We start from the raw sequence: 24,774 nt of genomic DNA on the forward strand, positions 1-24,774 counted from the left end.
TCCCGCCAACATAGTTGAGCGCTTGACTATTTCGAATTCAACTAGATTCAGGTCACACCAGGAGCTCAGTAAGCGCCGTCGCCGCTCAGCACGGCCCGCGCGGTCTTCCAGAGGATCACCAGGTCCAGCGCCAGCGACCAGTCCTCGACGTAACGCAGGTCGAGGCGGATGCTCTCCGCCCAGGTCAGATCGCTGCGGCCGCTGACCTGCCACAACCCGGTCAGCCCCGGCTTGACCAGCAGGCGGCGGCGGGCGTCGGCGGCGTAGGCCTTGGTCTCCTCCGGCAGCGGCGGGCGCGGGCCGACCAGCGACATCCGGCCGGTCAGCACGTTGAACAGCTGCGGCAGCTCGTCGAGGGAGTACCGGCGCAGCAGGCCACCGACCCGGGTGACCCGCGGGTCGCGGCGCAGCTTGAACAGCGGGCCGGCCCCCTCGTTGGCTTCGAGCAGCTGCTTCCGCGCGGCTTCGGCGTCGACCACCATGGTGCGGAACTTCAGCATCGTGAAGGGCTGGCCGTTGCGGCCGACCCGGCGCTGGCGGTAGATCACCGGCCCGCGGTCGCCCAGCTTGATCGCCACCGCGATGGCCAGCAGCAGCGGGGAGAGCAGCGCCAGCAGCAGGCCGGCGGCGACCCGGTCGACGACCTCCTTGACCAGGCGGCGGCCGCCGGTGAAGGTCGGCGCGGTCACCCGCAGCAGCGGCATGCCGAGCACACCGGAGACGTTGAGGCGCGGGCCCGCCACCTCCATCAGCACCGGCGCGACCACCATTTCGGCGGCGGTGCCTTCGAGGTCCCAGGCCACCTGCTGCAGTTTGCGGGGGCTCCAGTACGGGTCGGCGGTGACCGCGACCACGCGGTAACCACCACGGCGGACGTGGTCGGCGAGTTCGTCGAGCCTGCCCACCACCGGCACGCCGTCCAGCTCACCGCTGCCGGGCTCGCCCTCACCGGTGAAGGTGCACACCGCTTCGACGCGCCAGCCGACGTGGGATTCGGCGCGGGTGCGCGCGATCAGGTCGCGCACGGTTTCCGGACTGCCCGCCGCGAGCACCGGCAGCAGGCAGCCGCCGCGGCGGCGGGTGCGGTGCAGCCAGCGGCGGAGCACATAACGTTGCGGGAACGAGACCAGTGCGACGGCGGGGATGATCGCGAACACCCAGGGCTGCACGGCGAGCGCACCGAAGAGCAGCCCGCCGAGCGCGACCACGACCGCCGCGGCGAACAGGCCCCGCCCGAGTCTTCGGAACTCCTCGGCACCCTCACCGAGCACCCTCGGGTTCCACGCCCGGCTGGCGGGCAGCGCGCACGCGATGGCGAGCACGGTGCCCAGCGCGAGCCACTGCGTGAGCGGCCAGGCGGCCCCGAAACCGTGCAGCACGAACGCGCCCGCGGTGACCACGGCGGTGGTGGCGAGCAGGTCACCGAGCACGACCAGGCTGCGGTAGCCGGATTCCCAGTCCGCCGAGCGCGGCGCGGGCGCGGGGCCCGCGGCCGGGCGCGGCTCGGCCGGTTGGGGTGGGCCCGGCGGTGGGCTCTGCGGTGGCCGCTGGGGCGGGCGCGGAGTCGCCGGAAGGCCGATGTGGGGCCGCGCGTCGTCGACCGGCAAGGAATTGACCGGTGAAGACCGCCGCGCCGACTCTTCCATCGGACCTCCCACTCTCCGCAGGGGACCCCCAGAATTGTTACTGAGGGCGACCAGAGGTGGTATACGCTCAGTAGTGTCCCGAGCGATACACGCGGTGGTATCGGTCACTCCGAAAGCAGCGTTACAAGGTCACACGCCGAATTCAACTCACTGAGACGGCTGACAGGTCACCCCGAAAATAACAGAACGGTGACGAAGGGTGATCATTGGTCTTCCGGAAACCCCTACGCAAAGTAGTCAGAAAATCCTGCCCCTCACCCGGGCGGCCGGTGCCATTGGGCCGGCCGTGGTCACCGGTCCACAGTGGAGCAGGCGCAGCCGGGCCCCGGGTTCCCGAGTGGACGGATTCCCGGCCCGGACACGGGCGAAGGCCCGGGACGGGGCAAGTCCCGGGCCTTCGCGTCACAGGCGTCAGTTGTCCTGAACGGTCCCGTCGTCGGCGATCCCGCCGCTCGCGCAGTTCTCCGGCGTCTCGCCTTCGGCCTCGTTCTCCCCCGGGGAGAGAATCGGCACGTTGAGGCCGTTGGCGACGTCCTCCACCACGACCTGGACGCCGAGCACGTTGATGTCGTTGTCGCACACGCCCACCACGGCGTTGACGTTGTGCAGCACGTCGAGGTTGTTCAGGTTCGCCAGGCCGACCTGGTCGTCATCCTCCATGCGCGGCGCCTGGCCACCTTCGGCGGCGGCCACACCCCCCAGCATGACCAGCCCGGCCGCGGCCGAACCCGCGATGACACCGATCCTCTTCAACACAAAAGCTCCTAGCTGACTTCAGGGGTTGAATGGTCCGGTGGCGGCGGGCGCCACCGGATCCGCGGTGCCCGCGAGGAGCGGGCACCGCGGACGCTCAGTCGTCCTGGACCGAGCCACCGTCGAGCACGCCACCGGAGGCGCAGTTCTCCGGCGTCTCGCCGTCGGCCTCGTTCTCGCCCGGCGACAGGATCGGCACGTTGAGACCGTTGGCGACGTCTTCCACCACGACCTGGACGCCGAGCACGTTGATGTTGTTGTCGCACACGCCGGCCACGGCGTTGACGTTGTGCAGCACGTCGAGGTTGTTCAGGTTGACCAGACCGGCCTGGTCGTCGTGGTCGTCGGCAGAAGCGGCGCCGCCCATCGCGAGCAAACCAGCCGCGGTCAGGACGGAGGCGTAGCCGAGTTTCTTCAGCAAAGCGGACTCCTCGAAGTGGAAAAGGGGAAATGTCCGGCGACAGGAGTTTTTCGTTCTCCGCACCGTGCGACACAAAGTACTGACCAGACCGCCTGCTTTCCAGTCGAGTACAACGATCGTGTCTGGTGGCGACCCGCTGACCACCGGACCATTCCCCCGTTGGGGTGGTTCGGGCCGTCAAATTCGCCGGAAATGCGAGCCGGCGGCGATGAAGTTTTTCCGCGCAGCAAAAGACTCCGCGTCGGCACTGGGCCGGCGCGGAGCCTTTTGTCACGGATGGATCAGTCGTCTTCGACTTCGTAGTCGCCGAACGAGTGCTCCGCCGAGCTGCCGTTCTCGTACAGGGCCGCACCGTCGGGGCCGGCGGCCGAGGTCCACTCACCGTAGGCCGAACCGTCCGGACCCGAACCGCTGAACACACCAGTGGTGGCGGCACCGTTCTCGCTCGCCGCCGAGGCCCAGCTCAGGTGCACGGCGCTGCCCATGTGCGTGGCGCTGTAGTTACCGGTGGTGGCGGCACCGTCCGGGCCGACAGCCGAAGCGTTCTCGTACGAGCTGAGCGTGGGCCCGTAGTCGTCGTCCTCCTCGTAGACGACCACAGTGGACTCGTTCTCTTCGGCTTCCTCGACCTCGACTGCCTCGGACTCGTCGGACTCGATCGCTTCCGCCTCGTTGCCCTCCTCCTCGGCCGGCATCGGGTCGCGCTCGGCCAGATCCACCGCTACCACGGTGACCTCGCGCTCGTCGTCGGCTTCGTAGTACGACTCTTCGTGGTAGTACGTCTCTTCGTGGTGCCAGCTGTCTTCGTCGTCCCACGAGTCGTCGTCCCAGTCGGACGGGCCCTCCGCCGCCGACTGGACATCCACCGTTCCGGCGCCACCGAAGCCGGCGTACGATCCGGACAGGGAGTACCAGGCGTCACCGTCACCGTCGACGGCCGAAGCCACATCGAAGGTGCCGGCGCCACCGAACCCGGCGTGGGTGCCGGATGCGGAGTAGAAGGCACCACCACCGTCGTAGTCGAACGGAGCATCGGCAGCCGAAGGACCGGCCGTCAGCAGGATCACGGGCACTACCAGTGCCCCCGCGCCAAGAGCGCGTCGGATGACAGACATCGGGTGTTCGATCCTTTCCATGGACTTATCTAGCGGCGATCGCCGCTGCTCCATGAATACCCCATTATTTCGCCGAAAACCCGGTGCCACCCGATAGTGCGTCGGCGCCGCGTTGTCGGCCGCCCGCCAATTCCGGCCACGCTTCGGCCTCCACGCACAGCGCAGTGGCGACATCTATCTCACCGGTGCGCACCTTTTCCGCCAGAGAACCCATTTCCGGACGGAGGAACAACCACCCCCGAACGTGTTTGTCCTCGTAACGCGGTGGCTCGCCGGCACCCGCGCCGAGTATGCGGAAGTGCTCGCCGGCCGCCCAGGTCTGGGCGATCCACTGCCTGCCCCACCGGAGCACGATCCGGCCCAGTTCGTTCTGGCGGTCGGCGGGGTGGATGAGCCGGTCACCGGTGATCGGCAGCAGTCGCGGGGTGAAGACCGCGCCGGGCGCGGACACCGACAGGTGGTCGAACATTCGTTGTTGTCCCTCGGTTTCGAAAAAACAACCCGCTCGAGTTCGGGCACTTCGATCGATTGGCTGAACCAGCGTCACATGGTACGTACCGTGCTCGAGCACCAACAAGCGACCCGCCTCCGTTCGCGGTGGTACACCCGGCACGGTAATCGGCCCTCACCCGAATGGTTGACGCAAAACTGCGATCGGTGTCGATCTTCACCGGGCCACCGTTCGAAAGGCTGACGGCTCGGCGCACCCCTTCCTCCCCCGATCCGGTGACGGTGCGCATGGACCGGCGGCCCCCGGGTACCGCTGGACCTCCGAACACTGCGGCGACGTAAGGAGACGAACGGTATGCGCAGGACGATCTGCGGGGTGCTGGCCGCGCTGGCGGTGGCGCTCGGCACCGCGCCACTCGCCTCGGCCACGGCCACCGCACCGGCCGTGGTCCAGCAGGCTCCCGACGACGACGGCGACGGTGTCCGCGACAACGGCGACAACAGCGGTACCGGCGACAACAACGACGACGGCGACAACGGCTGGTGGGGGCTGCTCGGCCTGCTGGGCCTGCTCGGCCTCGGCGGTTTGTTCCGCCGCGGCCCGAAGCGGGAAGCGATGGCGGGCTATCCGGCCGCGCGTGCGGAGGAGCCGCCCGCCAACGCCTATCCGCCCGCGGCCCCGCGGCGGAACCCGCCGGGCTGAACGTTGCGGTGAAAAAGCCCCCGGTGCTGTGCGCCGGGGGCTTTTTTCGGCCTCGGTACCAGAGCGCTTATCACGTCGGAGAACGGTCGAGCCAAGATCGACCGCCGAATGCACCCGACGGGGTGCCGGGAATGTCTCCGGCGGGTGGTGGCGGGCACCGCGCGTGAATGGAACGTACGCACCATTTCCTGAGGCGTCACGCGAAATAGGTGTTTGCCGCGGAAAAACCGCGACCGCGTTGACGGAGCGAACCGGGCCGGAGTCCACAACGGACTCCGAGCGTGGCGGGGGCGCTCCGGTGCGGTGACGATGGAACGGTCACGCACCCCACTTCCGGAGGAGCACGGGATGAAGCACAAGTTCACGCACGCCATCGCGGCGGTGGTCTCGGCGGCCGCGCTCGTACTGACCGGCGCGGCCCTCGCCACGGCGAACGGGGGTGGCGGTGGCACCGGCGCCACCAGCACCACCAGCGCCGCGGCGAAGGTCGACGGCCTGCGGACCCAGCTCCAGCAACGCGCCGACGCCGGTGACGTCGAGGGCACCCGCGGCACGCTGGCCGAACTCGACCCGTTGCTGGCGGAGATCGCGGCGGGCCAGCGCTACACGGTGCCCGACGCCGCGCAGGAGTCCGCCGCGAGCGCGAAGTACGCCTCGGCGGAAGCCGCGAAGGGGCTCGACGAACTCGCCGGGCAGGCCACGGTGGCCCGGCAGCAGCCGCCGGACGCGGGCAAGCTCAAGGAGTTGCTGCAGGAGTTGTTCCAGCGCCTGGAGGAACTGCTCAACGAACTGCTCGGCGGCTCGCAGCCGAGCAGCCAGCCCAGCCAGCCCAGCCAGAGCCCGCAGCCCGCGGGGCAGTCCGGTGGCGAACTGCCGCCACTGCCCGCCGCCTGACCGGCGGCTCGAGGCCGACGGCCGGGCCCGAGCCCAGCGCCCGGCTGTCGGCTGCTGGCTGCTGGCAGCTGATGGCCGGAGCCGTGGCCCAGCGACCAGCAACCCGCGGCCGGCAACTGGCGGCTGACGGCTGGTGACTGGCGGCCGGGCCGAAGTCTCGCGGCCGGCGGCTGGCATCTGACGACCGACGGCTGGTGACGAGCGGCTGGCGAGCAGTGGCTGGCGCCCAGGCCGGAGTCCAGCGAGCGAAGCCAGGGGACCAGCGACTGGCGGCCGTGGCTGAGGCCAGCAGCCCAGGAATCGGCGGCCGGTCGCCGGGGCGAGACGGTGGACCGGAAGCCAGCGGCCAGTGAGCCGGCAGCCAAAGCCAGAGGCCAGCGGGTCAGAAGCCGAGAGCCAGCGGGCCAGCGGCCGGGAGCCGGGAGCCGGGAGCCAGAGCCCAGGAGACGGCCAAGGGCTCAGCCGAGCACCGGCAGGTCGTCCTGGTAGCTCAGCGGCAGGGAGTACAGGCCCCGCGCCCGGTGTTCCGGGGTGAGCCACCCGTGGAAGAAGATGCGGTCCTCCAGGACATCGGCGCCGCCGGGGCCGTCCACCTGGCCGCCCAGGCCGGCGGTGGTCAGCAGCGGCGACGGGGCCTTCACGAACGGGCCCACCAGCGCCGGGGCGGTGGCGAAGGCGGTGTGGTAGCTGGAGCTGTCGTAGGTGTCGGAGGCGTAGAAGAGCAGGTACTTCGTCGGGCGCCGCACCACCACCGGGGCTTCCACCACGTTCTTCTCGTGCTGGAGGTCGGCGCGCAGCAGTTCCCGGCGGGTGCCGATCAGGCCGAGGCCGTCGGCGGTCAGCTCCTGCGACCAGATCGCGGCGGGCGCACCGACGGCCGCGCCGTTGCTCTTGTACAGCAGGAACCGGCGGCCATCGGCGTCGACGAAGGTTTGCGGGTCGATGTCCCCGCCGTCCTCGGGCAGGCAGATCAGCGGCTGCTCCCCCACCGGCTCGAACGGCCCGGCAGGCCGGTCCCCGACGGCCACGCCGATGCACATCCGGCCGTCGCTCTTCTGCCCGCCGGTGAAGTACAGCAGGAACCGGCCGTCGTCGCGGCGCACCACGTCCGGGGCCCAGAAGCCGCTCTGCGCCGAACCCCACACCGGGAGGCGGGCCAGTGCGTCCCCGCGCACCGTCCACGGCCCGTCCGGTGCGGGGGCGCTCGCCCAGGGCACCTTGCCTGCCGGACTGCTGGTCGAATAGGCGAAGTAGCCCTCCGGGGTGCGGAGCAGGTCGGGGTCGGCGAAGTCGGCGTTGATCAACCGCACCGGGGCCGCCTTGGCCGCCGTCGCCGGGGCGTGCCCGCCCAGCAGGCCGAGCACCGCCGCCACCGCGACCAGTGGAACGGCCCGGCTCCCTCGCCTGATCTTCATCGACACCCCCGGAGCAACGTGCACCGAGGATCGGCCTCCGGACGCCCACCGGCCACCCGGGCAACCCCGCCGGGGCACCAAACCACCCTTCGGGGTGCCGGGCGCACCCGGTTCACCGGACCGGCACCGGGTAACCACCCCGGCATGGCGAAGAAGTTCAGCAAGGGCGACCGCGTGCGGTGGGACGCCGGCAACCAGAGTTCGATCGGCACCGTCGAAGACGTGCTCACCAGCGACACCCACGCCGGTGGCCGGGAGGTCAAGGCGTCCGAGGACAACCCGCAGTACCTGGTGCGCAGCGAGAAGTCCGGGAAGACCGCGGTCCACCACCCGGACAAGATCCACCCGGCCTGACCGGGGTCAGTGGACCAGCTTCAGCCCGATCACCCCGCCGACGATCATGGCCAGGAACAGCACCTTGAGCACGGACAGCGGTTCCTGGCCGGTGACCATCGCGTAGACCACGGTGAGCACCGCGCCGATGCCCACCCACACCGCGTACGAGGTGCCGACCGGCAGCTCCCGCATGGCGTAGCCCAGCCCCAGCATGCTCGCGGCCAGCGCGGCGAAGAACACCGCGGCGGGCCCGACGCGGCTCAGCCCTTCGGACTTGCCCAGCGCGGTCGCCCACACGGCTTCCAGCACCCCCGAGAGCACCAGCACGATCCACGACACCACGGCCTCCAGCGGGCCGTCTTGTCGCACACCGGGTACGGCACCCCTCGTCCGGAAGCCCGCTCGCCGGGCTCCACGCCAACATCCCACACCCGGCGCGCGGCGGCAAACCACCGAGCCGGAGCTCACCGGCCACCTTATGTCTACTGTGGACGCAACCCGGCCGCGTCGTACTTGCACGCCGCGTTCCACAGCAGGAACGACTTGATCCCGACCGCCTCGGCCGCCTTGATCTGGGCCCGGACCTCCTCGGGGCCGTAGGACCGCTTCAGGCTGAACGCCTGCAACCACGGGATGACCACGGTCTGCCCGTCACCCTCGGCGGAGAGCCTGGCGAAGTCGGCCAGCGACTTCTGGGTGATGTCGAACGGCTGCGCCTCCGGATCGGCCACCTGGTACTCCCCCGGCCCCCAGTGCGACGGGTAGACCATCGGCGCCACGTAGTCGGAGTGCTTGGCCAGCAGCGGGATGCTCTGCGCGATCTGCTCCGGGCGGGTCGCCGCGATGCCGAACACCGACGCCCCCAGCACCGCGCCGTGCGCCCGCACCCTGGGCTGGGTCTCGGCCAGGAAGTCCGCGATCGACTGCTCGGGGCTCACGGTCAGCCCGGGGAAGCGCATCTGGTCGAGCTTGCCGTCCGGCCGCCGCACGTAGTCGTAGAGGATGTCGTCGAAGCCCAGCGCGGCGGCTTCCTCGGCGAGGTCCACGTTGTACTTGCGCACCGAGGGGTCGGCGAAGTTGGTGAAGGCGTACTTGCCGTACCCGCCCGTCCACGGCTGGCCGTCCGCCTTCTGGATCACCCGGTCGCGGTTGCCGTTGTTCCACGAGGCCTCGGCCAGGATCGGGTCGCGGAAGGCCACCACGCGGGCGACCACGCGGACCCCGGCGTTGTGCAGCTCGTCGAGCGCCGCCCGCGCGTCGTAGTGGTCGCGGGTGGCGCCGATCTCCTTGGCCAGCGGCACCTGCGAGAGGTAGCCGATCTCACCGCTCTCGTCCTTGACGTCCAGCTGGACGGTGTCGATCAGCTTGTCCGCGGCCATCCGCAGCACCGGTTCCCGCAGCGAGGGCGAGCTCCACGCCAGCGCGGACATGTGCACCGCGCGCATACCGGGGTGCTTGATCGCGATCGGCACCTCCTGCTTCGCCACGTTCCCGGCCGCGTCGCGGGCCTCCACCGCCACCTCGGTCACCTGCGGTGGCACCGTGGCGGAGAACCGCCCGTCCGCCTCCAGCGCGGCGGGCTGGCCGTGCACGGTGACCGCGTCCGCCCCGGTGGCCTGGCCGCGCACGGTGGCCGGCGCCTTGGGGTCGTCCACCGCGGCCGGGTCCACGACCAGCCCCGGCGGGGTCACGTCCACGGTGAACCGCCGGGTCAGCTCGGCCGACGGCAGCACCTTCGGGCTGCCGGGCACTTCGACCTCGAGGGTGTGCGGCCCCTCCGCGGGAGCCGGGCCGGTGAGCCGGATCCGGCCGTCGCGGAGCTCGAACGGCACCGGCGCGCCGTCCAGCCGGACCCGCGCCGCCGAGGCGTCCCCACTGGTGGTGATCTCCATCCGGGCCAGGCTTTCGGGGGACACGGTCGCCCCTTCGCCGAGTTCGGTGACGGAAACGTCCGGGTGCAGGACCACGGCCACCGGGATGAGGATCCCGATCGGTGCCAGTACCGCGGCACCGAGCACGGGCAGTCGCTTTCGGACGAACGAGCGGCGGACCATTCTACCTCCACTGATCGGTGCTTCCCCGGGGTTCTTCCCCGGTCGGGGCACGGCCAACCAGGATTCATCCGAACGTGCGGACAGCGCTGCGGGTCCGTCCACTCCGGACTTACCTTGGCCGCCATGACCTTCCAGCGTCTTCTCGCGCTCGCCGCCGGTTCGCTGCTGCTGGCGGGTTGTGCGGCGCACACCCCGGCAACACCCGCTCCCGCTCCCGCCGCCTCCGCCGCGCCGGCGGAACCGCCGCTGCCCGCCCGGGCGCCGGATCCGGCGGCGGTGAGCGCCAACGAACTCGGCCGCGTCCCGGTGCTGATGTACCACCGGATCGTGGCGTCGCCGTCGTCGGTGTTCGACCGGACACCGCAGGACTTCCGCGCCGAACTCGAACGGCTGGCGCGGGAGGGCTACGTCCCGGTGACCACCGCCGCCTTCGCCGAAGGCCGGCTCGACCTGCCGGCCGGCAAGCACCCGGTGGTGCTGACCTTCGACGACGGTGACCCCAGTGTGCTGACCCTCGGCCCGGACGGCGCCCCGGCGCCGGACACCGCGGTGCGCATCCTGCTGGACGTCGCGGCGGCGAACCCGGGCTTCCCGGCGGTGGCGAGCATGTACGTCAACGCGGACCCGTTCGGCGGGGGCGAGGCGGGGGCGCAGGCGCTGCGCTGGCTGCACGAGCACGGGTTCGAGATCGGCAACCACACCCTGGGCCACACCAACCTGCGGACCACCGCCGCGGACCGGGCCCGCGAGGACGTGGCGGCCGGGGACAAGGCCATCCGCGACGCCGTGCCCGGGTACCAGCCGGCCACGCTCGCGCTGCCGTTCGGCGCCCGGCCCCGCGAGACCGATCTCGCTCGATCGGGTGACGGCTACCAGTACACCGGCGTGCTGCTGGTCGGGGCGCACCCGGCGCCCTCGCCCTTCGCCTCCGACTTCGACGCGAACGCCATTCCGCGCATCCGCTCCCAGGGCGCGGACGGGGAAGAGGCCGACTACGGCTCGGCCAAGTGGCTCGACGAACTCGCCGCCGACCCGGGCAGCCGGTTCACTTCGGACGGCGATCCGGCGAAGATCTCCTACCCGTACGGCACCGGTGTCCCGGCGGACCGCTTTTCCGTGACGGCCAAGGCCTACTGACCGGACGGGCCGCACCCGACGACGTCGGTGGCGGTGCGTCCAGCCGGACCGGCCTTCCGGTCAGCACCAGTGAACCCGGCCCCCCGGCCCGCCAGACTCGGCGGTGACCGCAGGGGGGTGGTGACGTGGCGATCCTGGCGCTCGCCGGTTCGGCGTTGCTGGTGTACCTGGGCACGGGGCCCGCACCCGTACCGGCTCTGACGTGGGTGGCGCTGCTGCCGTTGTTCCTGCTGGCGCTCCGCCGCCCGGCGGCGAAGGTGGCGTTCGCCGCCGGGGTGCTGGGCACGGCGCACAGCTGGGCGTACTTCCTCGGTTCGGCGTCGATCCCGCTGCCGGTGGTGCCGGTGATCCTGCTGTGCTCAGGACTGCTGCCCGCGATCGCCGTCGCGGTGTTCCGGCGGGCGGGTGCCTTCGCCGCGGCGGCGGCCTGGACGGGCGGGCTGTACCTGATCTCGGTGGTCAGCCCGGTGGGGGTGCTGGGCGCGTTCGCCACCACGCAGGCCGGCGTCCCGGTCGTCACCCAGCTCGCCTCGGTGACCGGGATGTGGGGCATCGAGTTCCTGCTGGTGCTGGTGCCCGCCGGGATCGCGGCGGCGTCGGCGAAACGGGTGCGGACGGGGGTCGCCACCGCACTGGTGCTGCTGGCCGCACTGGGTCACGGCATGGTCGGGCTGGCCGAACCCGCGGCCACGACCACCCGGGCCGCCGTGCTCGCCCGTTCGGACAACGCCTGGGCCACCCCCATCGCCGAGCCGGCCGGCCGGGCGCTCCTGGAGTCCTACGTGGACCAGTTGCGGCGGCTGGACGTGCGCCTGGCGGTGCTGCCGGAGGCGGTCTTCACCATCGGCGAAGCGCAGTTGGGCAGTGCGCTGGCGCCCTTGCGCGAGGTCGCCGCGGCCACCGGCACCGAGGTGGTGCTCGGCGCGCTGGTGCAGACACCCGGTGGCAAGGTCAACACCACGATCGGCCTGCCTGCCGGCGGTGGCACCCCGGTGGTGTACCGGAAGTGGCACGGCGCCGGTGCGGCGGGCCGCGACCTGGCGTGGCTGCCGTCCGGGATCGGCCTGCAGAACTGCATGGACGTCAACTTCACCGACCCCAGCCGGGACTACGCGCTGACCGGGACCGGACTGGTCGCGGTCCCGGCCGACGACGAGGACGTGGACGCCTGGCAGCACAGCCGGACCGCGGTGCTGCGCGGGGTGGAGCACGGCTTCGCCGTCGCCTGGGCCGGTACCGACGGCCGCACGCTGCTCGCCGATCCGCACGGGCGGGTGCTCGCCGAGGACCGCACCGGCCACCGGCCGTTCGCCGTCGCGGTCGCCGACGTCCCGCTCGGCACCGGGCCCACCGCCTACAGCAGGCTGGGCGACTGGTTCGCCTGGCTGTGCCTGCTCGCGTGTGCGCTCGCGCTTTTCGGGAAACCCAGGCGCATGAGCACCCCCGAAATCGATCCCGTCACCGCCGAGAGCATGGAACAGGACCAGGACTTCGGCGAAGAGCACACCCGGCCGACGGTGGCCGACGAGCAGCACGACCGGCCGGACACCGGGCCCGAGGAGAACCAGCCCACCGGCCGCGGGGGCGCGGGCGGCATGGACCCGGACTGAACCGCACCGCCCGGCGAAAGCCCAGGTCCCCGGCATCACGGCACACCGGCGGCCGGGTTCACCCGGGACGGGCTTTCCCCTACGCTCGACGCGTGGACAAGGGGAAGCTCGCGCGGTGGCGGGGCCGGTCACCGCTGGTGGTGACCGTGGTCGCGCTGGTGACCGCGGGCGGTCTCGCGGTGTCCGGCGCGACCAGCCCCGAAGGCGGGGTCGACTTCTTCCCGTCCGGGCACTGGGTGTTCAACACCCTGCTCGGCACGGTGTTCCACATCGACGGGGCGAGCCGCGGCGTCGACGCGCAGTTCGGCCTGCCGGGCGCCGATCCGGGCAGCCAGGTGGTGCAGGGCGAGACCGGCGGGTACGTGGTCGGCGGCAACCGGATCATCGAATTCGGCAAGTCCGATCTGGCGGTGGGCAAGGTGACCGCGCCCGCGGCGCGGGAGCGCCCGGTGGCCCTGGAGATCGCCGGTGGGCCGTACCTGGTGTACCGCCAGGCCGGGCAGGTGGTGCGGCTCGGTGACCAGCACACCACGGTGTCCGCGGGTGGCGGGCTGGGAGATCCGGTGACCACCCCCGCCGGTTCGGTGTGGGTCCACCACCTCGGCACCAACGCGCTGTGCGAGCTGACCCGCGACGCCGACCGGCTCGCCTGCCGGGCGAACGCACCCAGCGGGCACACCGGCGGGCTGACCGTGGTCGGTGACCAGCCGGTGTTCGTCGACACCTCCACCGACACCGTGCACCCCGTCGTCGAGGGCGGTCTGGGGCCGGGCACCGCGCTCGGTGTGGACGCCCCGCCGTCCGCCCGGTTCGCCGCCACCGACGTGGGGGGCCGCATCGCCGTGCTGGACGGCGAGGGGCACCGGATGCACCTGGTCGACACCACACCGGCGAAGGCGCCGCCGGTCACCGTCGACCTGCCCGCCGGGGACTACGACGGGGTCGCCTCCTCGGGCCAGGCCGTCGTGCTGCTCGACCGCGCCAAGAACACCGTGCTCACCTACGACCGCGACGGCAGGCCGCGCAAGAGCACCCCGGTCCCGCCGGGCGAACCGCGGCTGAGCCGGGGTGAGGACTCCCGGGTCTACGTCGACAGCGCCGACGGCGGGCACGTGCTCGTGGTCGACCACGACGGCTCGGTCGACCCGGTGCCGGTGGCCGGTGCCGCCCGGCCCGCTCCCCTGGCGCCGCCGCCCGCCGCTCCCCCGCCGGTGCCCCCGCCCGCGCAGCAGCAACCGCAACCACAGCAACAACGGCAGCCACCGCCGCAACAGCAGCGGCAGACCCCACCGGCGCAACCGCAGCCGCCCGCGCAGAACCCGGCCCCGCCGCCGAAACCGGCCAGCCCGCCGGGCGCGCCGCCGGGGGTCAAGGCCACCGCCGGGAACGCCGCGATCACCGTCAGCTGGGGGGCCGCCGCGCCCAACGGCGGTGCCGTCACCGGCTACCACATCACCTGGTCCTCCAGCGCGGGCGGCGGTTCGAAGAGCGTCGGCGGCGCGGTCCGGTCGACCTCGCTCAGCGGCCTGACCAACAACGCGACCTACACCGTCACGGTGACCGCGGAGAACTCCGCGGGCCGCGGGCCCGGCGCGAACTCCGCCGCGGTGACCCCGAAGTCACCGCGCTCGATCACCGTTTCCCGCGGTGAAGAGGAAGCCTACGGAGACGGCTGCTCGGTGCCCGACTGCGCGAAGATGCACGTGGTGGCCGAAGGGTTCGAACCGAACACCGAGTACGACTTCAACCCGTTCTCCACCGCCGAAGGCTACAAGAACCCGGGTTCGGGGCAGACGACCGACTCCGACGGTTCGGTGACCTTCGAGGCGTTCCACTTCGACCAGGTCGGCGAACAGGTCTGGGTGGTCGCCGACGGCGTGACCTCCAACCGGTTCACCTGGCCGGCGGGCTAGCCTTCCGGGACGGCCGGGCGCACCAGCCCGGGATCGGGCCACAGCGCCTGCCACAGCAGGGCCATGGCGACGCCGCGCCCGAGCGCGGTGCAGCCCGGCCCTGACCACCGGGGCGGCGGGCGGCCGGGAACGAGCCCACAGCAGGCCCGGGGTCGGGCCGGAGCAGGTGGCCCACCAGACCGGCGAGCACGCCCGCCAGCACCGCGGCGGCACCGGAGACCACGGCGATCAGCGAGATCTCCTGGGTCCGCCCGCCGCCGATCCGCCGCACACCCGCCAGGTCAGCGCCGCGATCCGCGGACCGGTGGGGCAAGATCGGCCCATGGACGAGTACCCGAGCTACGACGCGGTCGGGCTGGCCGCGCTGGTCCGAGGCGGCCAGGTCACCCCGGCGGAACTGCTCGAAGCGGCGCGCGCCCGGCTGGCGGCGGTGAACCCGCGGCTCAACGCCGTGGTGCGGGCGGTCGAACCGCCCGCCGCCGTGCCGGACGCGCCCTTCACCGGGGTCCCGTTCCTGCTCAAGGACCTGCACCAGGACCTGGCTGGCGAGCCGACCAGCGGCGGGTCCCGCTCGATGGCCTCGGTGCCCGCCCGCGAGACCACCACGGTGGTGCGGCGCTGGCTGGAGGCCGGGCTGGTGGTGTTCGGCAAGACCAACACCCCGGAGTTCGGCGCCAAGGGCATCACCGAACCGGACCTGTTCGGCCCGGCACGCAATCCGTGGCACACCGGGCACACCCCCGGCGGGTCCTCCGGTGGGGCGGCCGCGGCCGTGGCGGCGGGCATCGTGCCGTGCGCGGGGGCCAGCGACGGTGGTGGCTCGATCCGGATCCCGGCGTCGGCGTGCGGCCTGTTCGGCCTCAAGCCCTCTCGCGGGCTCATCCCGGCGGGACCGTCCCGTGCCGAAGGGCTCGGCGGCACCGCCACCGACGGCGTGGTCTCCCGGTCGGTGCGGGACACCGCGGCCATGCTCGACGTGCTCGCCGGGCCCACATCGTTGTCGCCGTACCTCGCGGCCGGTCCGGAGACGCCGTTCGCCGAGGAGGTCGGGCGCGACCCCGGCCGGTTGCGCATCGGGTTGTGCACCGCCAGCGCGATCAACGCCAGCCCGCACCCCGAGGCGGTCGCCGCCGCCCGCGCGGCCGGTGACCTGCTCGCCGAACTGGGGCACGAGGTGGTCGAACTCGGCACGCCGCCGTTCGACGACGCCACGCTGGCCAAGGACTTCCTCACCAGCTGGTTCGTCAGCTGCGCGCACTCGGTGGCCGAGTGCAAGGCCGCCAGTGGCGCGCCGGACACGGCCTTCGAACTGGACACGCGCACGATGGCCGCGCTGGGCCGGGCGACCGGCCCGGTCGACCTGCTGCGGGCCATCGAACGGCGGCACGAGCACACCCGCAGGCTCGCCGGGTTCCACGAGACCCACGACCTGCTGCTCACCCCGACCACGGCCACGCCGCCGCCGAAGATCGGGGCCTTCGACACCCCGGCGCCGGTGCGCGTGGTGCAGCGCGGGCTGCTCAGCGCCGGGGCGGCGGGATTGCTGCGGCACACCCCGATCGTCGAGAAGCTGATCCACGAGAACCTGAGCTGGGTGCCGTACACCCAGCTGGCCAACCTCACCGGACGGCCCGCGATGAGCGTGCCGCTGCACTGGACCGCGGGCGGGCTGCCCATCGGCGCCCAGTTCGTCGGGCGGCTCGGTGCCGACGGCACGTTGCTGCGCCTGGCCGCCCAGCTCGAACAGGCCCGGCCGTGGGGCCAGCGGCGGCCACCGCTGGACTAGCTAGGGCCGCCAGAGGTCGACGGTGAGGTCGGTGGACCGTTCGCTGAACAACCCGTCCGGGCTCCGGCGGTGCAGCAGTTCCCGCAGTTCGCCTTCGAATTCCGGGCGGCGGTCGCCGAACAGGTGCGGGGTCGAGCTGGACAGCGAGTGGACCGCGGCGACGAGGTCGCCGATCCGGCGGGTGACCACCCGGCCGGGAACCACCAGCCGCCGGGGACCGGTGAACCCGGCGGCGCGGTAGATCTCCGCCTCACCGCCCGGGGTGCCGTGCGGGAGCACCCCGCGGCCCGCCCGGCGCACCGGCCCGAGGTAGGCGCGCACCAGCTCGGTGATCTCCGTGTGCGGTGGGCTGGGGTGCGGCATCGGGGCCGGGTTCGCCACGCCCCGGTGCGTCACGGCGTGCAGGTGCGCGCAGGCGCCGTCCTCGTCCAGCATGCCGCGCACCGCGGCGGCGACCCGTGGCCGGTCGGTCCAGTGGAACGACTGGGCGAAGGTGATCAGCCGGAACCGGCCGAGTCCGGCGGGCAGTTCCTCCGCCCGCAGGTGCAGCCACCGGACGTGGCCCATTCCGGCGGCAGCGGCACGGCGGCGGGCTTCGGCGATCATGCCGGGGTCGGCGTCGATCCCGATCGCCTCGTCGAACGCGTTCGCCAGTTGCAGCGTCAGCGAACCGGGGCCGCAGCCGACGTCCAGCAGCCGCCCGGGTCCGTCCGGGGCCAGCACTTCGGCCAGCTGCCCGGGATACGGGATGCGCCCGCGCGCGTAGTACTCGGCGCTTCCGGCGTAGAGCGACGGGTCCCAGGTCCAGTTCACCGGTTTCACCCGTGGGCGAGGTCGAGGCCGCGGCTCTTGCGGAATTCGGTGAGCAGTTCCCACGAGCGCCCCGGGTGCATCGCCATCTGCAGCTTCGCCACCGCGAGCTGGTGCAGTTCCGGTCCGAGGCCGTCCTCGGCCAGGTCGTCACCGAACACCTCGAGGACCGTCGCGCAGAACAACGCGAAGCAGGCGCTGTGCCGGCTCAGCTGCCCCGGCAGTTCGTTCAGCCGGTAGGCGAGTTCCGCCAGTTCCAACGGGTTCTCGGTGTCCGGAATGGACAGCAGGGCGGCGGACAGCTCGGCGTCGGCCATCGACGAGAGCACGTGGGCCTTCGCGGCCAGTTCGGACCGCACCAGCGTGCCGGCCACCAGCGCCAGCGACGGCTGGTGCACGGTGGCGGCCAGGTCCGTCATCTCGATGGTGTACCGGCGCAGATCCCGGGGCAGCCCACCGGAGAGGCAGTGGCACAGGCAGGAGAACTGCTCGGGCACCCCGACCACGCGCAACGCCACCCACAGCCGGCTCTCTTCCAGGCTGAACGGCGTCAGCCGCACCATTTCCGAAAAGGCGCTGTCGAACGCGTCGCGCACGGCGAGCCCGCGTTGCTCGAAGCCGAGCACCGCGTCGTCGGACACCGAGACGAAGAACAGGCAGCCCGGCACGCCGAAGACCCCCTTGACGTCGTTGACGAACTGGTGTGCCTTCTCCGGCTCGCCGATCTTGTCCAGTTCGTCGATCGCCACCACGACGCGGTCGCACAACCCGGTTTCGCGGAACCGCTTCGCGCTGCGCTCGGCGAAGTCGCGGAACTGGTCGACCACTTCGGGGTGGGTCAGCTGCTGCTCGGCCCGCTGGGTGGACCAGGTCCCGGTCGCCTCGCTCTTCAGCGGCATGGCCAGCTTCCCGGACCAGCCGGTGGTGTGGGTCTGCAGGAAGCGGATGCGGTCCAGCTGCCGTTCGGCCGACGTCCGCAGCCCGCTCAGGTCGGGGCCGCGTTCCCGGCGCACCAGCGCGGCGATCCCGGCGAGCACCAGCCACAGCGCGGCGAGCACCACGCGCAGCACCACCCAGGCGGCGACGGCCAGCGCGGCCAGCCGGTGCCACGGCTGCCCCGCCCACAGCTGCGGCAGCGACGGCGGCGAGCTGATCAGGTCACCGGCACCGGTGACGAACGCCGTGGTCCCCCCGCCCCACAGCAGGATGGCCACGGCCGCGCCGAACACCACCGGCGCCAGGAACCGGGCCGTCCCGCGCACCCCCGACCGGAAGCGGCGGCCGAGCGGCACCCGTTCACCCCGGACCTCGGCGATCTTGCCGAGCACCGCCTTGCAGAGCAGCGCGTGCAGGTGCAGCACGAAGTCACGGGGTTCGTAGTGCGCCGGGGCCGAAGCGACCACCACCAGCGGCGGCGCGGCGTCCGGGCCGTGGACCAGGCCGCGCTCCACCGAGCGCAGCACGGTGGTCTTGCCGACGCCGCGGTAGCCCGCGAGCGCCACGGCGGCGGAGTCCTCGCGGCGGACGATCCGCTGGATGCGGCTGGTGCCTTCGGTGATCACCAGCCGCGAGGCGTCGTCCTCGTAGAGGCCGTCGAGTTCGCTGAACACCAGTGTGGTGCCGTACTCGCGCAGGCGGTTGCGCCGGATCAGCGCCCACACCTCGGGCAGCACGATTTCGTCGAGCACGAACGACCGGCGGTCGCCGAGGCCGAGCTGGTCCTCGTGCGGCTGCTCGGTGCCGAACGCCGGCCCGCCGAGCCGGTCCGACACCGCGGGCACCCGGTTCAGCACCAGCCTGCCGGACAGCACCAGCACCGCGACCAGGCCGACGAGGCCGAACACCTGCCACGGCAACGGCATCCGCGCCCACGCGGCCAGCAGCAGCGACAGGTAACCGACGCCGAAGGCGGCGGCCAGCACCAGCCAGCCCACCTGCCCCGGCGTCGGCCGCGCCGGGGGTGGCGAGGCCGACGCCCCCGCCCGGTTCAGCCGCTCCTGCTCGATCCGGATCCGGTCCAGCGCGGTCCGGCTGTCGAGGAAGGCCCGTTTGGCGTCGTCCACGCGAACCCGTTCCCGCACCAGCGCATCGACGACGTCACGCCGGCGGAACGCTTCGTCGGCCACCGACCGCAACGCCAGCTTCGCCATCCACTCCTCGTAGCTACCGGCTTCCTGGCTCACCCGGACATGGTGCCCTACCCGGCGGTCACCGCGAGGCGATTCGCGACCGGTGGAGCAGCCAGACGAAGTACGGCACCCCGATCAACGCGGTCATCAGCCCGGCGGGCAGCTGGGACGGGGCGATCACCGTGCGCCCGATGGTGTCGGCCACCCCGACGAGGATGCCGCCGAGCAACGCGGCCACCGGCAGCACCCGCGTGTGCCGCCGCCCGACGACGGCGCGGGCGGCGTGCGGGGCGACCAGCCCGACGAAGGCGACCACCCCGATCCCGGCGACCGCGCTGCCGGTCAGCAGCACCGCCCCGGAGAGCAGGACCAGCCGCGACCGGGTCACCGGCACGCCCAGCACCCGCGGGGTTTCGTCGTCCAGCGAGAGCAGGTCGAGCTCCCCGCGCGCCCGGACCAGCAGCGGCACGATCAGCAGGATCGCCAGTGCCATCGGCAGCAGGTGCGCGAACGACCGGCCGTAGGTGGAGCCGCCGAGCCAGGTCAGCGCCTTCGCCTCGTTCCACGGATCGGACATGGTGATCAGCAGCGTCACCAGTGCCTGCGTGCCGGCCTGCACCCCGAACCCGATCAGCACCAGGCGTTCGCTGGCCAGCCCGCCCTTGGCCGCCAGCGCGAACACCAGCACCGTGGCCAGTGCCGCGCCGAGCCCGGCGAACCCGGCCTGGGTCCAGAACCCGACGCCGGGCACCAGCGTGATCACCGTGACCGCGCCGAGCCCGGCCCCGCCGGAGACGCCGATGATGCCCGGTTCCGCCAGCGGGTTGCGGGCCACCGCCTGGATCACCGCACCCGCCAGCGCCAGCGCCGCACCGGCGAGGAAGGCGGCGGCCACCCGCGGCGCCCGGTTCTCCATCACCCCGGAGACCAGCGGGCCCGCCTGCCCGGTCAGCCAGTTCAGCAGGTCGCCGAGCAGCAGTTTGGTGTCACCGAGCAGCACCGAGCCGGCCACCGCGCCGACCGCGACGACGACCAGCACGCCGAGCACCACGCGGTACCGCACCCCGCTCACCCCGGCCCTGGCGTGGGCGGACGGCGGTTCGGCCGCCGTCGGCGCGACGCGGACGTTGCGCGCGAGCACCAGCAGGAACACCGCGCCGAGCACGGTGGTCACCACCCCGGTCGGCACCTCCAGCGCCCCCTGCGAACCGATCACCGCCCGCAGCAGCACGTCCGCGCCGAGCAGCAGGGCCACGCCCATCACCGCGGACACCGGCAGCAGCGCCGCGTGCCGGTGCAGCCCCGGCACCACGTGCACCAGCAACCGCACCAGCGCGGGCGCGGCGAGGCCGACGAAGCCGATGGGGCCGGCGATGGTCACCGCCGACGCCGACAGCAGCACGGCCAGCGCGATCGCGGCGAACCGGATCCGCCCGACGTGCACCCCGAGCGTCCTGGCGTGGTCGTCGCCCAGGTACATCAGGTCGAGCCGCCGGGCCAGCACCAGCAGCAGGACCAGCGCACCGCCGACCAGCGGGCCGATGGTCAGGACCCCGTCCAGCCCGTTCTGCCCCAGCGAACCCGCGCCCCAGGCGAACAGGCCGCGGGTTTCCTGCGAGAACAACAGCAGCAGCACGCGGGTGGCCGAGATCATCGCCAGCGCGATGGCGGTACCGGCCAGCACCAGCCGCACGACGCCCTGCCCGCCGGTGCCCGCCAGGCCGAGCACCAGCAGGGCCGCGCCCAGCCCACCGGCGAAGGCGATGCCCGCGGCACCGAGCAGCGGCAGCGAGACGCCCACCGCGGCGACCGCGACGATGGCCAGGTGCGCACCGGCGTCCACGGCGAGCGTGTCCGGGGAGGCGATCGCGTTGCGCGACACCGATTGCAGCGTCGCACCCGCCACGCCGAGCGCGACCCCCACCACCAGTGCCGCGGCCAGGCGCGGCAGCCGCGATTCGAGCAGCACCGCGGTGGTGTCCGGGGTTTCGGCGCCGGCGAGCAACCGCAGCACGTCCCACGGGCCGACGCTGGCCGTGCCCTGGGTCAGGTGCACGGCCGCGCCGAGCACGACGAGCACCCCGAGGCCGAGCACCAGCAGCGCGAGCCGTCCACCCCGCCGCCCGGCCACCACCGGTGCCCGGACGGCGTCCAGCGTGTCCAAGTTACGACTTCAGCGCGGTGACCGCGGCGTCGACGTACTGCGCCATGGACTTCGGCCCGCCGAACATCCACAGCGAGTCCGGCAGCCGCCGCACCTTCCCGCTCTTGACGAACGGCAGGTTGGTCCAGATGGTGTTGCCCGCCAGCTCCTGGGTGTACGGGTCGCCGAAGGAATCGTTGGCCATGTACCAGAAGCGCACGTCCGGCAGCTGGGTCAGCCCCTCGACGTCGGCCTGCGCGAGCCCGTAGACCGGGTCGCCCTCCATCGGCCACGGGTTGGTCAGCCCGATGCGCTCGAACACCGCGGGCACCAGCGCGCCCTTGGCGAACGGGCGGATGCTGACCGTGCCGGAGCTGACGTAGGAGTCGGAGAAGGCGACCGGCTGCCCGGCCGCGCCCGCCTGCTCCACGGCCGCCCGGCCCTCGTTGATCTTGTTGTCGAACTCGGTGCGCAGCTGCGCGGCCTTGGCCTCGGTCCCGGTGGCCTTGGCGATCAGGTCCAGCGCGGAGAACATCGAGCCGATCGGGTCCTTGGTGTCACCGCCGGCCAGCACCACCACCGGCACCTTGGCCTCGATCTGCTCCAGCGCGCCCTCGGCCAGGCTGTCGGTGACCACGACGAGGTCGAGGTCGAGCGAGTTGAGCGTGTCGATGCTGGGCTCGCCGCGGGTACCGATGTCCTTCGGGGTGGCGTCGAGCGGTGCCGCGCTGACCCACTGGCCGTAGCCCTTGATGTCGGACACCGCGACCGGCATCACGCCGAGCGAGACCAGGTGCTCCACCCCGTTCCACTCGGTGGCCGCGACGCGCTCGGCCGGCCCGTCGAGCCGCACCTCCTTGCCACGGGAGTCGACCACGGTGATCGGCGCGCCCGCCGCGGTGGTGGCCGGCTGGCTCTGCGGATCTTCGGTGGTGCCGCAGCCCGCGGCCAGCAAGAGGGCAGCCGTGGCCAGCCCGGTGAACTTGCGCATGTGTCTCCTACTCGGAATCGACGACCGGCGGGAACCGGTCAGGCCCTGGCGGCGGGCACGCCGTTGAACCGGCCGACGGCCCGGGTGCGGATCCGCCCGTCCGGGCCGGCTTCGACGTCCACCCGGATGCCGTAGGCCCGGGTGAGGTTCGCTTCGGTGAGCACTTCGCCGGGACTGCCCTCGGCGGTGATCCGGCCGCCCTCGATCAGCAGCAGCCGGTCGGCGATGGCGGCGGCCTGGTCGAGGTCGTGCAGCACCACCCCGACGCCGACGCCGTGCTCGTCGGCGAGGTCGCGGACCATGTCCAGGATTTCGACCTGGTAACGCAGGTCGAGGAAGGTGGTCGGCTCGTCGAGCAGCAGCAGCGTGGTGTCCTGGGCGAGGCAGCTGGCCAGCCACACGCGTTGCGCCTGCCCGCCGGAGAGCGCCTGCACCGGCCGGTCGGCGATGGCGGCGAGCCCGGTCAGCCGCATCGCGCGGGCCACCGCCTCGGGTCCGCCGGGGTCGCGGCCGCCCCAGCGGGACCGGTGGGGGTGGCGGCCGAACTCGACCAGCTCGCGCACCGACAACCCGCCGGGAACGCTGCGGTGCTGGGAAAGCAGGGTGATCCGCTGGGCCAGCTCCCGGCTGGACAGCGCCCGCAGTTCGGCGCCGTCGGTGAAGGAGATGCCGCCCGCCACCGGGTCGTGCAACCGGGCCAGCGCCCGCAGCAGGGTGGACTTCCCGCTGCCGTTGGGCCCGATCAGGGCGGTGACCGCCCCGGCGCCGACGGTGACGGAAGCGGCACTCACCACGACGTCACGCCCGTAGGCGACGTCGATCTCGTGCGCGGACACGCCGGAAGCGGCGGGCGGGGTCTGGGACACGAGCACACATTAAAGACAGGCTTACCTAAGTGGCAAGCGCCGGGTGGGCACCGGCACATTCCGTCCTCTGTGGAGCATCCGGATAGGGTTGGCCCATGACCTCCGCACCGGCTGGACCGCTCTGCACCCGTGACTCGCTCGCCGCCGGGCTGCGTGGCGCCGGGGTCGAGGCCGGGCAGACGCTGCTGGTGCACTCGTCGCTGCGATCGCTGGGCTGGGTGGCCGGGGGCGCGGTGGCCGTCGTCGAAGCTCTGCTGGACGTGCTCGGACCCGGGGGCACGCTGGTGGTTCCCACGATGACCGGGGAGAACTCCGACCCGGCCGACTGGTCCGCCCCGCCGGTGCCGCCGGACTGGTGGCCGGTGATCCGGTCGGCCATGCCCGCCTACGACCCCCTGGTAACACCGTCACGGATGATGGGCGCGATCGCGGAGGCCGTCCGGACCTGGCCGGGGGCGTTGCGCAGCGCGCATCCCCAGACCTCGTTCGCCGCGCTCGGGCCGCGGGCCACCGAAATCACCGAAGGCCACGCCGTCGACTGCCGGCTCGGCGAGCAGAGCCCGCTCGCCCGCCTGGAAGCCCTCGGCGCCCGGGTGTTGTTGCTGGGCGCGGGCTTCGACAGCTGCTCCTGCTTCCACCTCGCCGAATACCGGGTGCCCGGCCCGCACGAGGACGTGGCTTTCGCCATGCGGACCGAATCCGGGCGGCAATGGGTCACCCTGCGCGAGACCCGCATCGACAGCGACGACTTCGCCGCACTGGGCGCCGATTTCGAAGCCGACCGCGCCGAGACGGTCCGGCACGGCACGGTCGGCGCGAGCACCACCCGGCTGTTCCCGCTGGCGGACGCGGTGGCCTACGCCGAGGACTGGCTGGCGCGCCACCGCGTCCAGTCCGGTTAGGACAGTGCCGGGGTCTGCCAGTCCCGCCACCCACCCAGGTTCCCGGCCCCGAGCGCCTCGTACACCTCGGCGCCGCCGAGCGCGGCCACGCTGCCGGACTTCGCCGCCAGCCAGTCGATGTGCGGGTTCTCCATGATCAGCAGGCCAGGCGGGGCGACCATGGCGGCCACCTGGTGGGTGTCCACCGCCAGCCCGCCGGGATTGCCGGTGTGGGCGTTGAAGGCGTCACCCAGCCACGGCTGCTCGCCGTAGGCACTGCTCAGCGGCTGGGAACCGCTTTCCTTGGCGCCGCCGCTGCCCGATTCGACCGGCAAGGTCAGCGCGATCCGCTGGTCGAACGCCCCGGTGACGAAGGCCCCACGCCAAGGCGAGCAGCAGGCCGGTGCTGCTGGAGGAGCCGTAGAGGGTGCAGAAGGCGCCCTGCTTGTTGTTGCGCGGGGTGCCTTCCTTGCCCACGGCCAGCGGGTCGTAGCCGATCACCGCGGCGCAGGCGGCCTTGATCGCGGCGGTGTCCGCGCCGAACCCGCCCAGCACCACCACGGCCGGGAACGGCCCGCTGCCGCTCGGCAGTTCCACCTTGGCCGAGCAGCTCGCGCTCTTGCCGTTCTCGGACGCGTTCACCGTGATACCGCTGTTCGTCACGCTGCCGGTGACGCTGGCCGGCTTCTTCGGCTTCTCGCCGTAGACGTACTTTTCCGCC

At 72.5% G+C, this 24,774-nt stretch carries 22 protein-coding genes, 1 pseudogene and 1 riboswitch; of the genes and pseudogenes, 9 read left to right on the top strand and 14 right to left on the bottom strand.

Translation table 11 applies throughout. The annotated features are described in order from the left end of the window. Positions 1-65: 65 nt before the first annotated feature. From AC07EG_RS09040 to AC07EG_RS09060, 5 genes are all read right to left on the bottom strand, one after another. Positions 66-1,646, bottom strand: coding sequence for a sugar transferase (locus tag AC07EG_RS09040; RefSeq protein ID WP_478252472.1), 1,581 nt, complete (start codon positions 1,644-1,646; stop codon positions 66-68). A 411-nt stretch (positions 1,647-2,057) separates the two neighbouring features. After that, a complete protein-coding gene (locus tag AC07EG_RS09045) occupies positions 2,058-2,402 on the bottom strand; it encodes a hypothetical protein (RefSeq protein WP_478252473.1) in 345 nt (114 codons plus the stop codon). 94 nt (positions 2,403-2,496) lie between these two features. After that, the gene (locus tag AC07EG_RS09050) at positions 2,497-2,820 is read right to left on the bottom strand and encodes a hypothetical protein (protein ID WP_478252474.1); all 324 of its coding nucleotides are present in this window, start codon (positions 2,818-2,820) and stop codon (positions 2,497-2,499) included. A 281-nt stretch (positions 2,821-3,101) separates the two neighbouring features. Continuing rightward, complete coding sequence (locus tag AC07EG_RS09055) at positions 3,102-3,887, bottom strand: hypothetical protein (RefSeq protein ID WP_478252475.1); 786 nt, start codon at positions 3,885-3,887, stop codon at positions 3,102-3,104. 112 nt (positions 3,888-3,999) lie between these two features. Beyond that, positions 4,000-4,512 (bottom strand): hypothetical protein, encoded by a 513-nt coding sequence (locus tag AC07EG_RS09060; protein WP_478252476.1) that lies wholly within the window; start codon positions 4,510-4,512, stop codon positions 4,000-4,002. A 228-nt stretch (positions 4,513-4,740) separates the two neighbouring features. Here AC07EG_RS09060 and AC07EG_RS09065 point away from each other — a divergent pair, with 228 nt between their 5' ends. Both AC07EG_RS09065 and AC07EG_RS09070 read left to right on the top strand, forming a co-directional pair. Next, entirely contained in the window at positions 4,741-5,088 is a 348-nt protein-coding gene (locus tag AC07EG_RS09065; protein ID WP_478252477.1) for a WGxxGxxG family protein, read from the top strand. Between the two features lie 348 nt (positions 5,089-5,436). Continuing rightward, entirely contained in the window at positions 5,437-5,982 is a 546-nt protein-coding gene (locus AC07EG_RS09070; protein WP_478252478.1) for a hypothetical protein, read from the top strand. A 458-nt stretch (positions 5,983-6,440) separates the two neighbouring features. Here AC07EG_RS09070 and AC07EG_RS09075 read toward each other — a convergent pair whose 3' ends face one another. Further along, a complete protein-coding gene (locus AC07EG_RS09075; protein WP_478252479.1) occupies positions 6,441-7,397 on the bottom strand; it encodes a glycoside hydrolase family 43 protein in 957 nt (318 codons plus the stop codon). 144 nt (positions 7,398-7,541) lie between these two features. Here AC07EG_RS09075 and AC07EG_RS09080 point away from each other — a divergent pair, with 144 nt between their 5' ends. Next, a complete protein-coding gene (locus AC07EG_RS09080; RefSeq protein ID WP_478252480.1) occupies positions 7,542-7,751 on the top strand; it encodes a hypervirulence associated TUDOR domain-containing protein in 210 nt (69 codons plus the stop codon). 6 nt (positions 7,752-7,757) lie between these two features. On the opposite strand, the gene AC07EG_RS09085 is transcribed toward AC07EG_RS09080, so the two are convergent. Beyond that, positions 7,758-8,072: a DMT family transporter gene (locus AC07EG_RS09085; protein ID WP_478252625.1), complete on the bottom strand. Its 315-nt coding sequence runs from the start codon at positions 8,070-8,072 to the stop codon at positions 7,758-7,760. Between the two features lie 10 nt (positions 8,073-8,082). Then, positions 8,083-8,149, bottom strand: a riboswitch (guanidine-III (ykkC-III) riboswitch). Positions 8,150-8,215: 66 nt separating this feature from the next. Further along, positions 8,216-9,787: a putative glycoside hydrolase gene (locus AC07EG_RS09090; protein WP_478252481.1), complete on the bottom strand. Its 1,572-nt coding sequence runs from the start codon at positions 9,785-9,787 to the stop codon at positions 8,216-8,218. A 123-nt stretch (positions 9,788-9,910) separates the two neighbouring features. On the opposite strand from AC07EG_RS09090, the gene AC07EG_RS09095 reads away from it, so the two are divergent. The 4 genes from AC07EG_RS09095 to AC07EG_RS09110 all read left to right on the top strand — a co-directional run bounded on the left by AC07EG_RS09095 (position 9,911) and on the right by AC07EG_RS09110 (position 16,233). Further along, positions 9,911-10,924, top strand: coding sequence for a polysaccharide deacetylase family protein (locus AC07EG_RS09095; protein WP_478252482.1), 1,014 nt, complete (start codon positions 9,911-9,913; stop codon positions 10,922-10,924). A 125-nt stretch (positions 10,925-11,049) separates the two neighbouring features. Continuing rightward, on the top strand, positions 11,050-12,534 hold the full coding sequence (locus AC07EG_RS09100) for a nitrilase-related carbon-nitrogen hydrolase (RefSeq protein ID WP_478252483.1): 1,485 nt from the start codon (positions 11,050-11,052) through the stop codon (positions 12,532-12,534). Between the two features lie 92 nt (positions 12,535-12,626). Continuing rightward, positions 12,627-14,447, top strand: coding sequence for a fibronectin type III domain-containing protein (locus AC07EG_RS09105; protein WP_478252484.1), 1,821 nt, complete (start codon positions 12,627-12,629; stop codon positions 14,445-14,447). 322 nt (positions 14,448-14,769) lie between these two features. Next, on the top strand, positions 14,770-16,233 hold the full coding sequence (locus tag AC07EG_RS09110) for an amidase (protein WP_478252485.1): 1,464 nt from the start codon (positions 14,770-14,772) through the stop codon (positions 16,231-16,233). Here the strand turns inward: AC07EG_RS09110 and AC07EG_RS09115 are convergent, their stop codons facing one another. From AC07EG_RS09115 to AC07EG_RS09135, 5 genes are read right to left on the bottom strand one after another with little or no spacing between them, the layout of a single operon-like run. Further along, positions 16,234-17,046 carry a class I SAM-dependent methyltransferase gene (locus tag AC07EG_RS09115; protein ID WP_478252486.1) on the bottom strand — a complete coding sequence of 271 codons (813 nt, stop codon included), beginning with the start codon at positions 17,044-17,046 and terminating at the stop codon, positions 16,234-16,236. Between the two features lie 5 nt (positions 17,047-17,051). Then, positions 17,052-19,226 carry a hypothetical protein gene (locus tag AC07EG_RS09120; protein ID WP_478252487.1) on the bottom strand — a complete coding sequence of 725 codons (2,175 nt, stop codon included), beginning with the start codon at positions 19,224-19,226 and terminating at the stop codon, positions 17,052-17,054. A gap of 25 nt (positions 19,227-19,251) precedes the next feature. Further along, positions 19,252-21,336 carry an iron ABC transporter permease gene (locus AC07EG_RS09125; protein WP_478252488.1) on the bottom strand — a complete coding sequence of 695 codons (2,085 nt, stop codon included), beginning with the start codon at positions 21,334-21,336 and terminating at the stop codon, positions 19,252-19,254. A gap of 1 nt (position 21,337) precedes the next feature. Then, entirely contained in the window at positions 21,338-22,306 is a 969-nt protein-coding gene (locus AC07EG_RS09130; RefSeq protein WP_478252489.1) for an ABC transporter substrate-binding protein, read from the bottom strand. Between the two features lie 38 nt (positions 22,307-22,344). Then, the gene (locus tag AC07EG_RS09135; RefSeq protein ID WP_478252490.1) at positions 22,345-23,172 is read right to left on the bottom strand and encodes an ABC transporter ATP-binding protein; all 828 of its coding nucleotides are present in this window, start codon (positions 23,170-23,172) and stop codon (positions 22,345-22,347) included. A gap of 95 nt (positions 23,173-23,267) precedes the next feature. Here AC07EG_RS09135 and AC07EG_RS09140 point away from each other — a divergent pair, with 95 nt between their 5' ends. Beyond that, a complete protein-coding gene (locus tag AC07EG_RS09140) occupies positions 23,268-24,074 on the top strand; it encodes an AAC(3) family N-acetyltransferase (RefSeq protein ID WP_478252491.1) in 807 nt (268 codons plus the stop codon). Here AC07EG_RS09140 and AC07EG_RS09145 read toward each other — a convergent pair. Further along, positions 24,071-24,650, bottom strand: a pseudogene (locus tag AC07EG_RS09145) (glucuronyl esterase domain-containing protein). The gene AC07EG_RS09140 and the pseudogene AC07EG_RS09145 sit on opposite strands and share 4 nt — an antisense overlap. Between AC07EG_RS09145 and AC07EG_RS09150 the strand changes: the two are divergent. Continuing rightward, positions 24,571-24,759: a hypothetical protein gene (locus AC07EG_RS09150; RefSeq protein WP_478252629.1), complete on the top strand. Its 189-nt coding sequence runs from the start codon at positions 24,571-24,573 to the stop codon at positions 24,757-24,759. The pseudogene AC07EG_RS09145 and the gene AC07EG_RS09150 sit on opposite strands and share 80 nt — an antisense overlap. Positions 24,760-24,774 lie beyond the last annotated feature (15 nt).

Source organism: Amycolatopsis sp. NPDC045836, assembly GCF_056431745.1.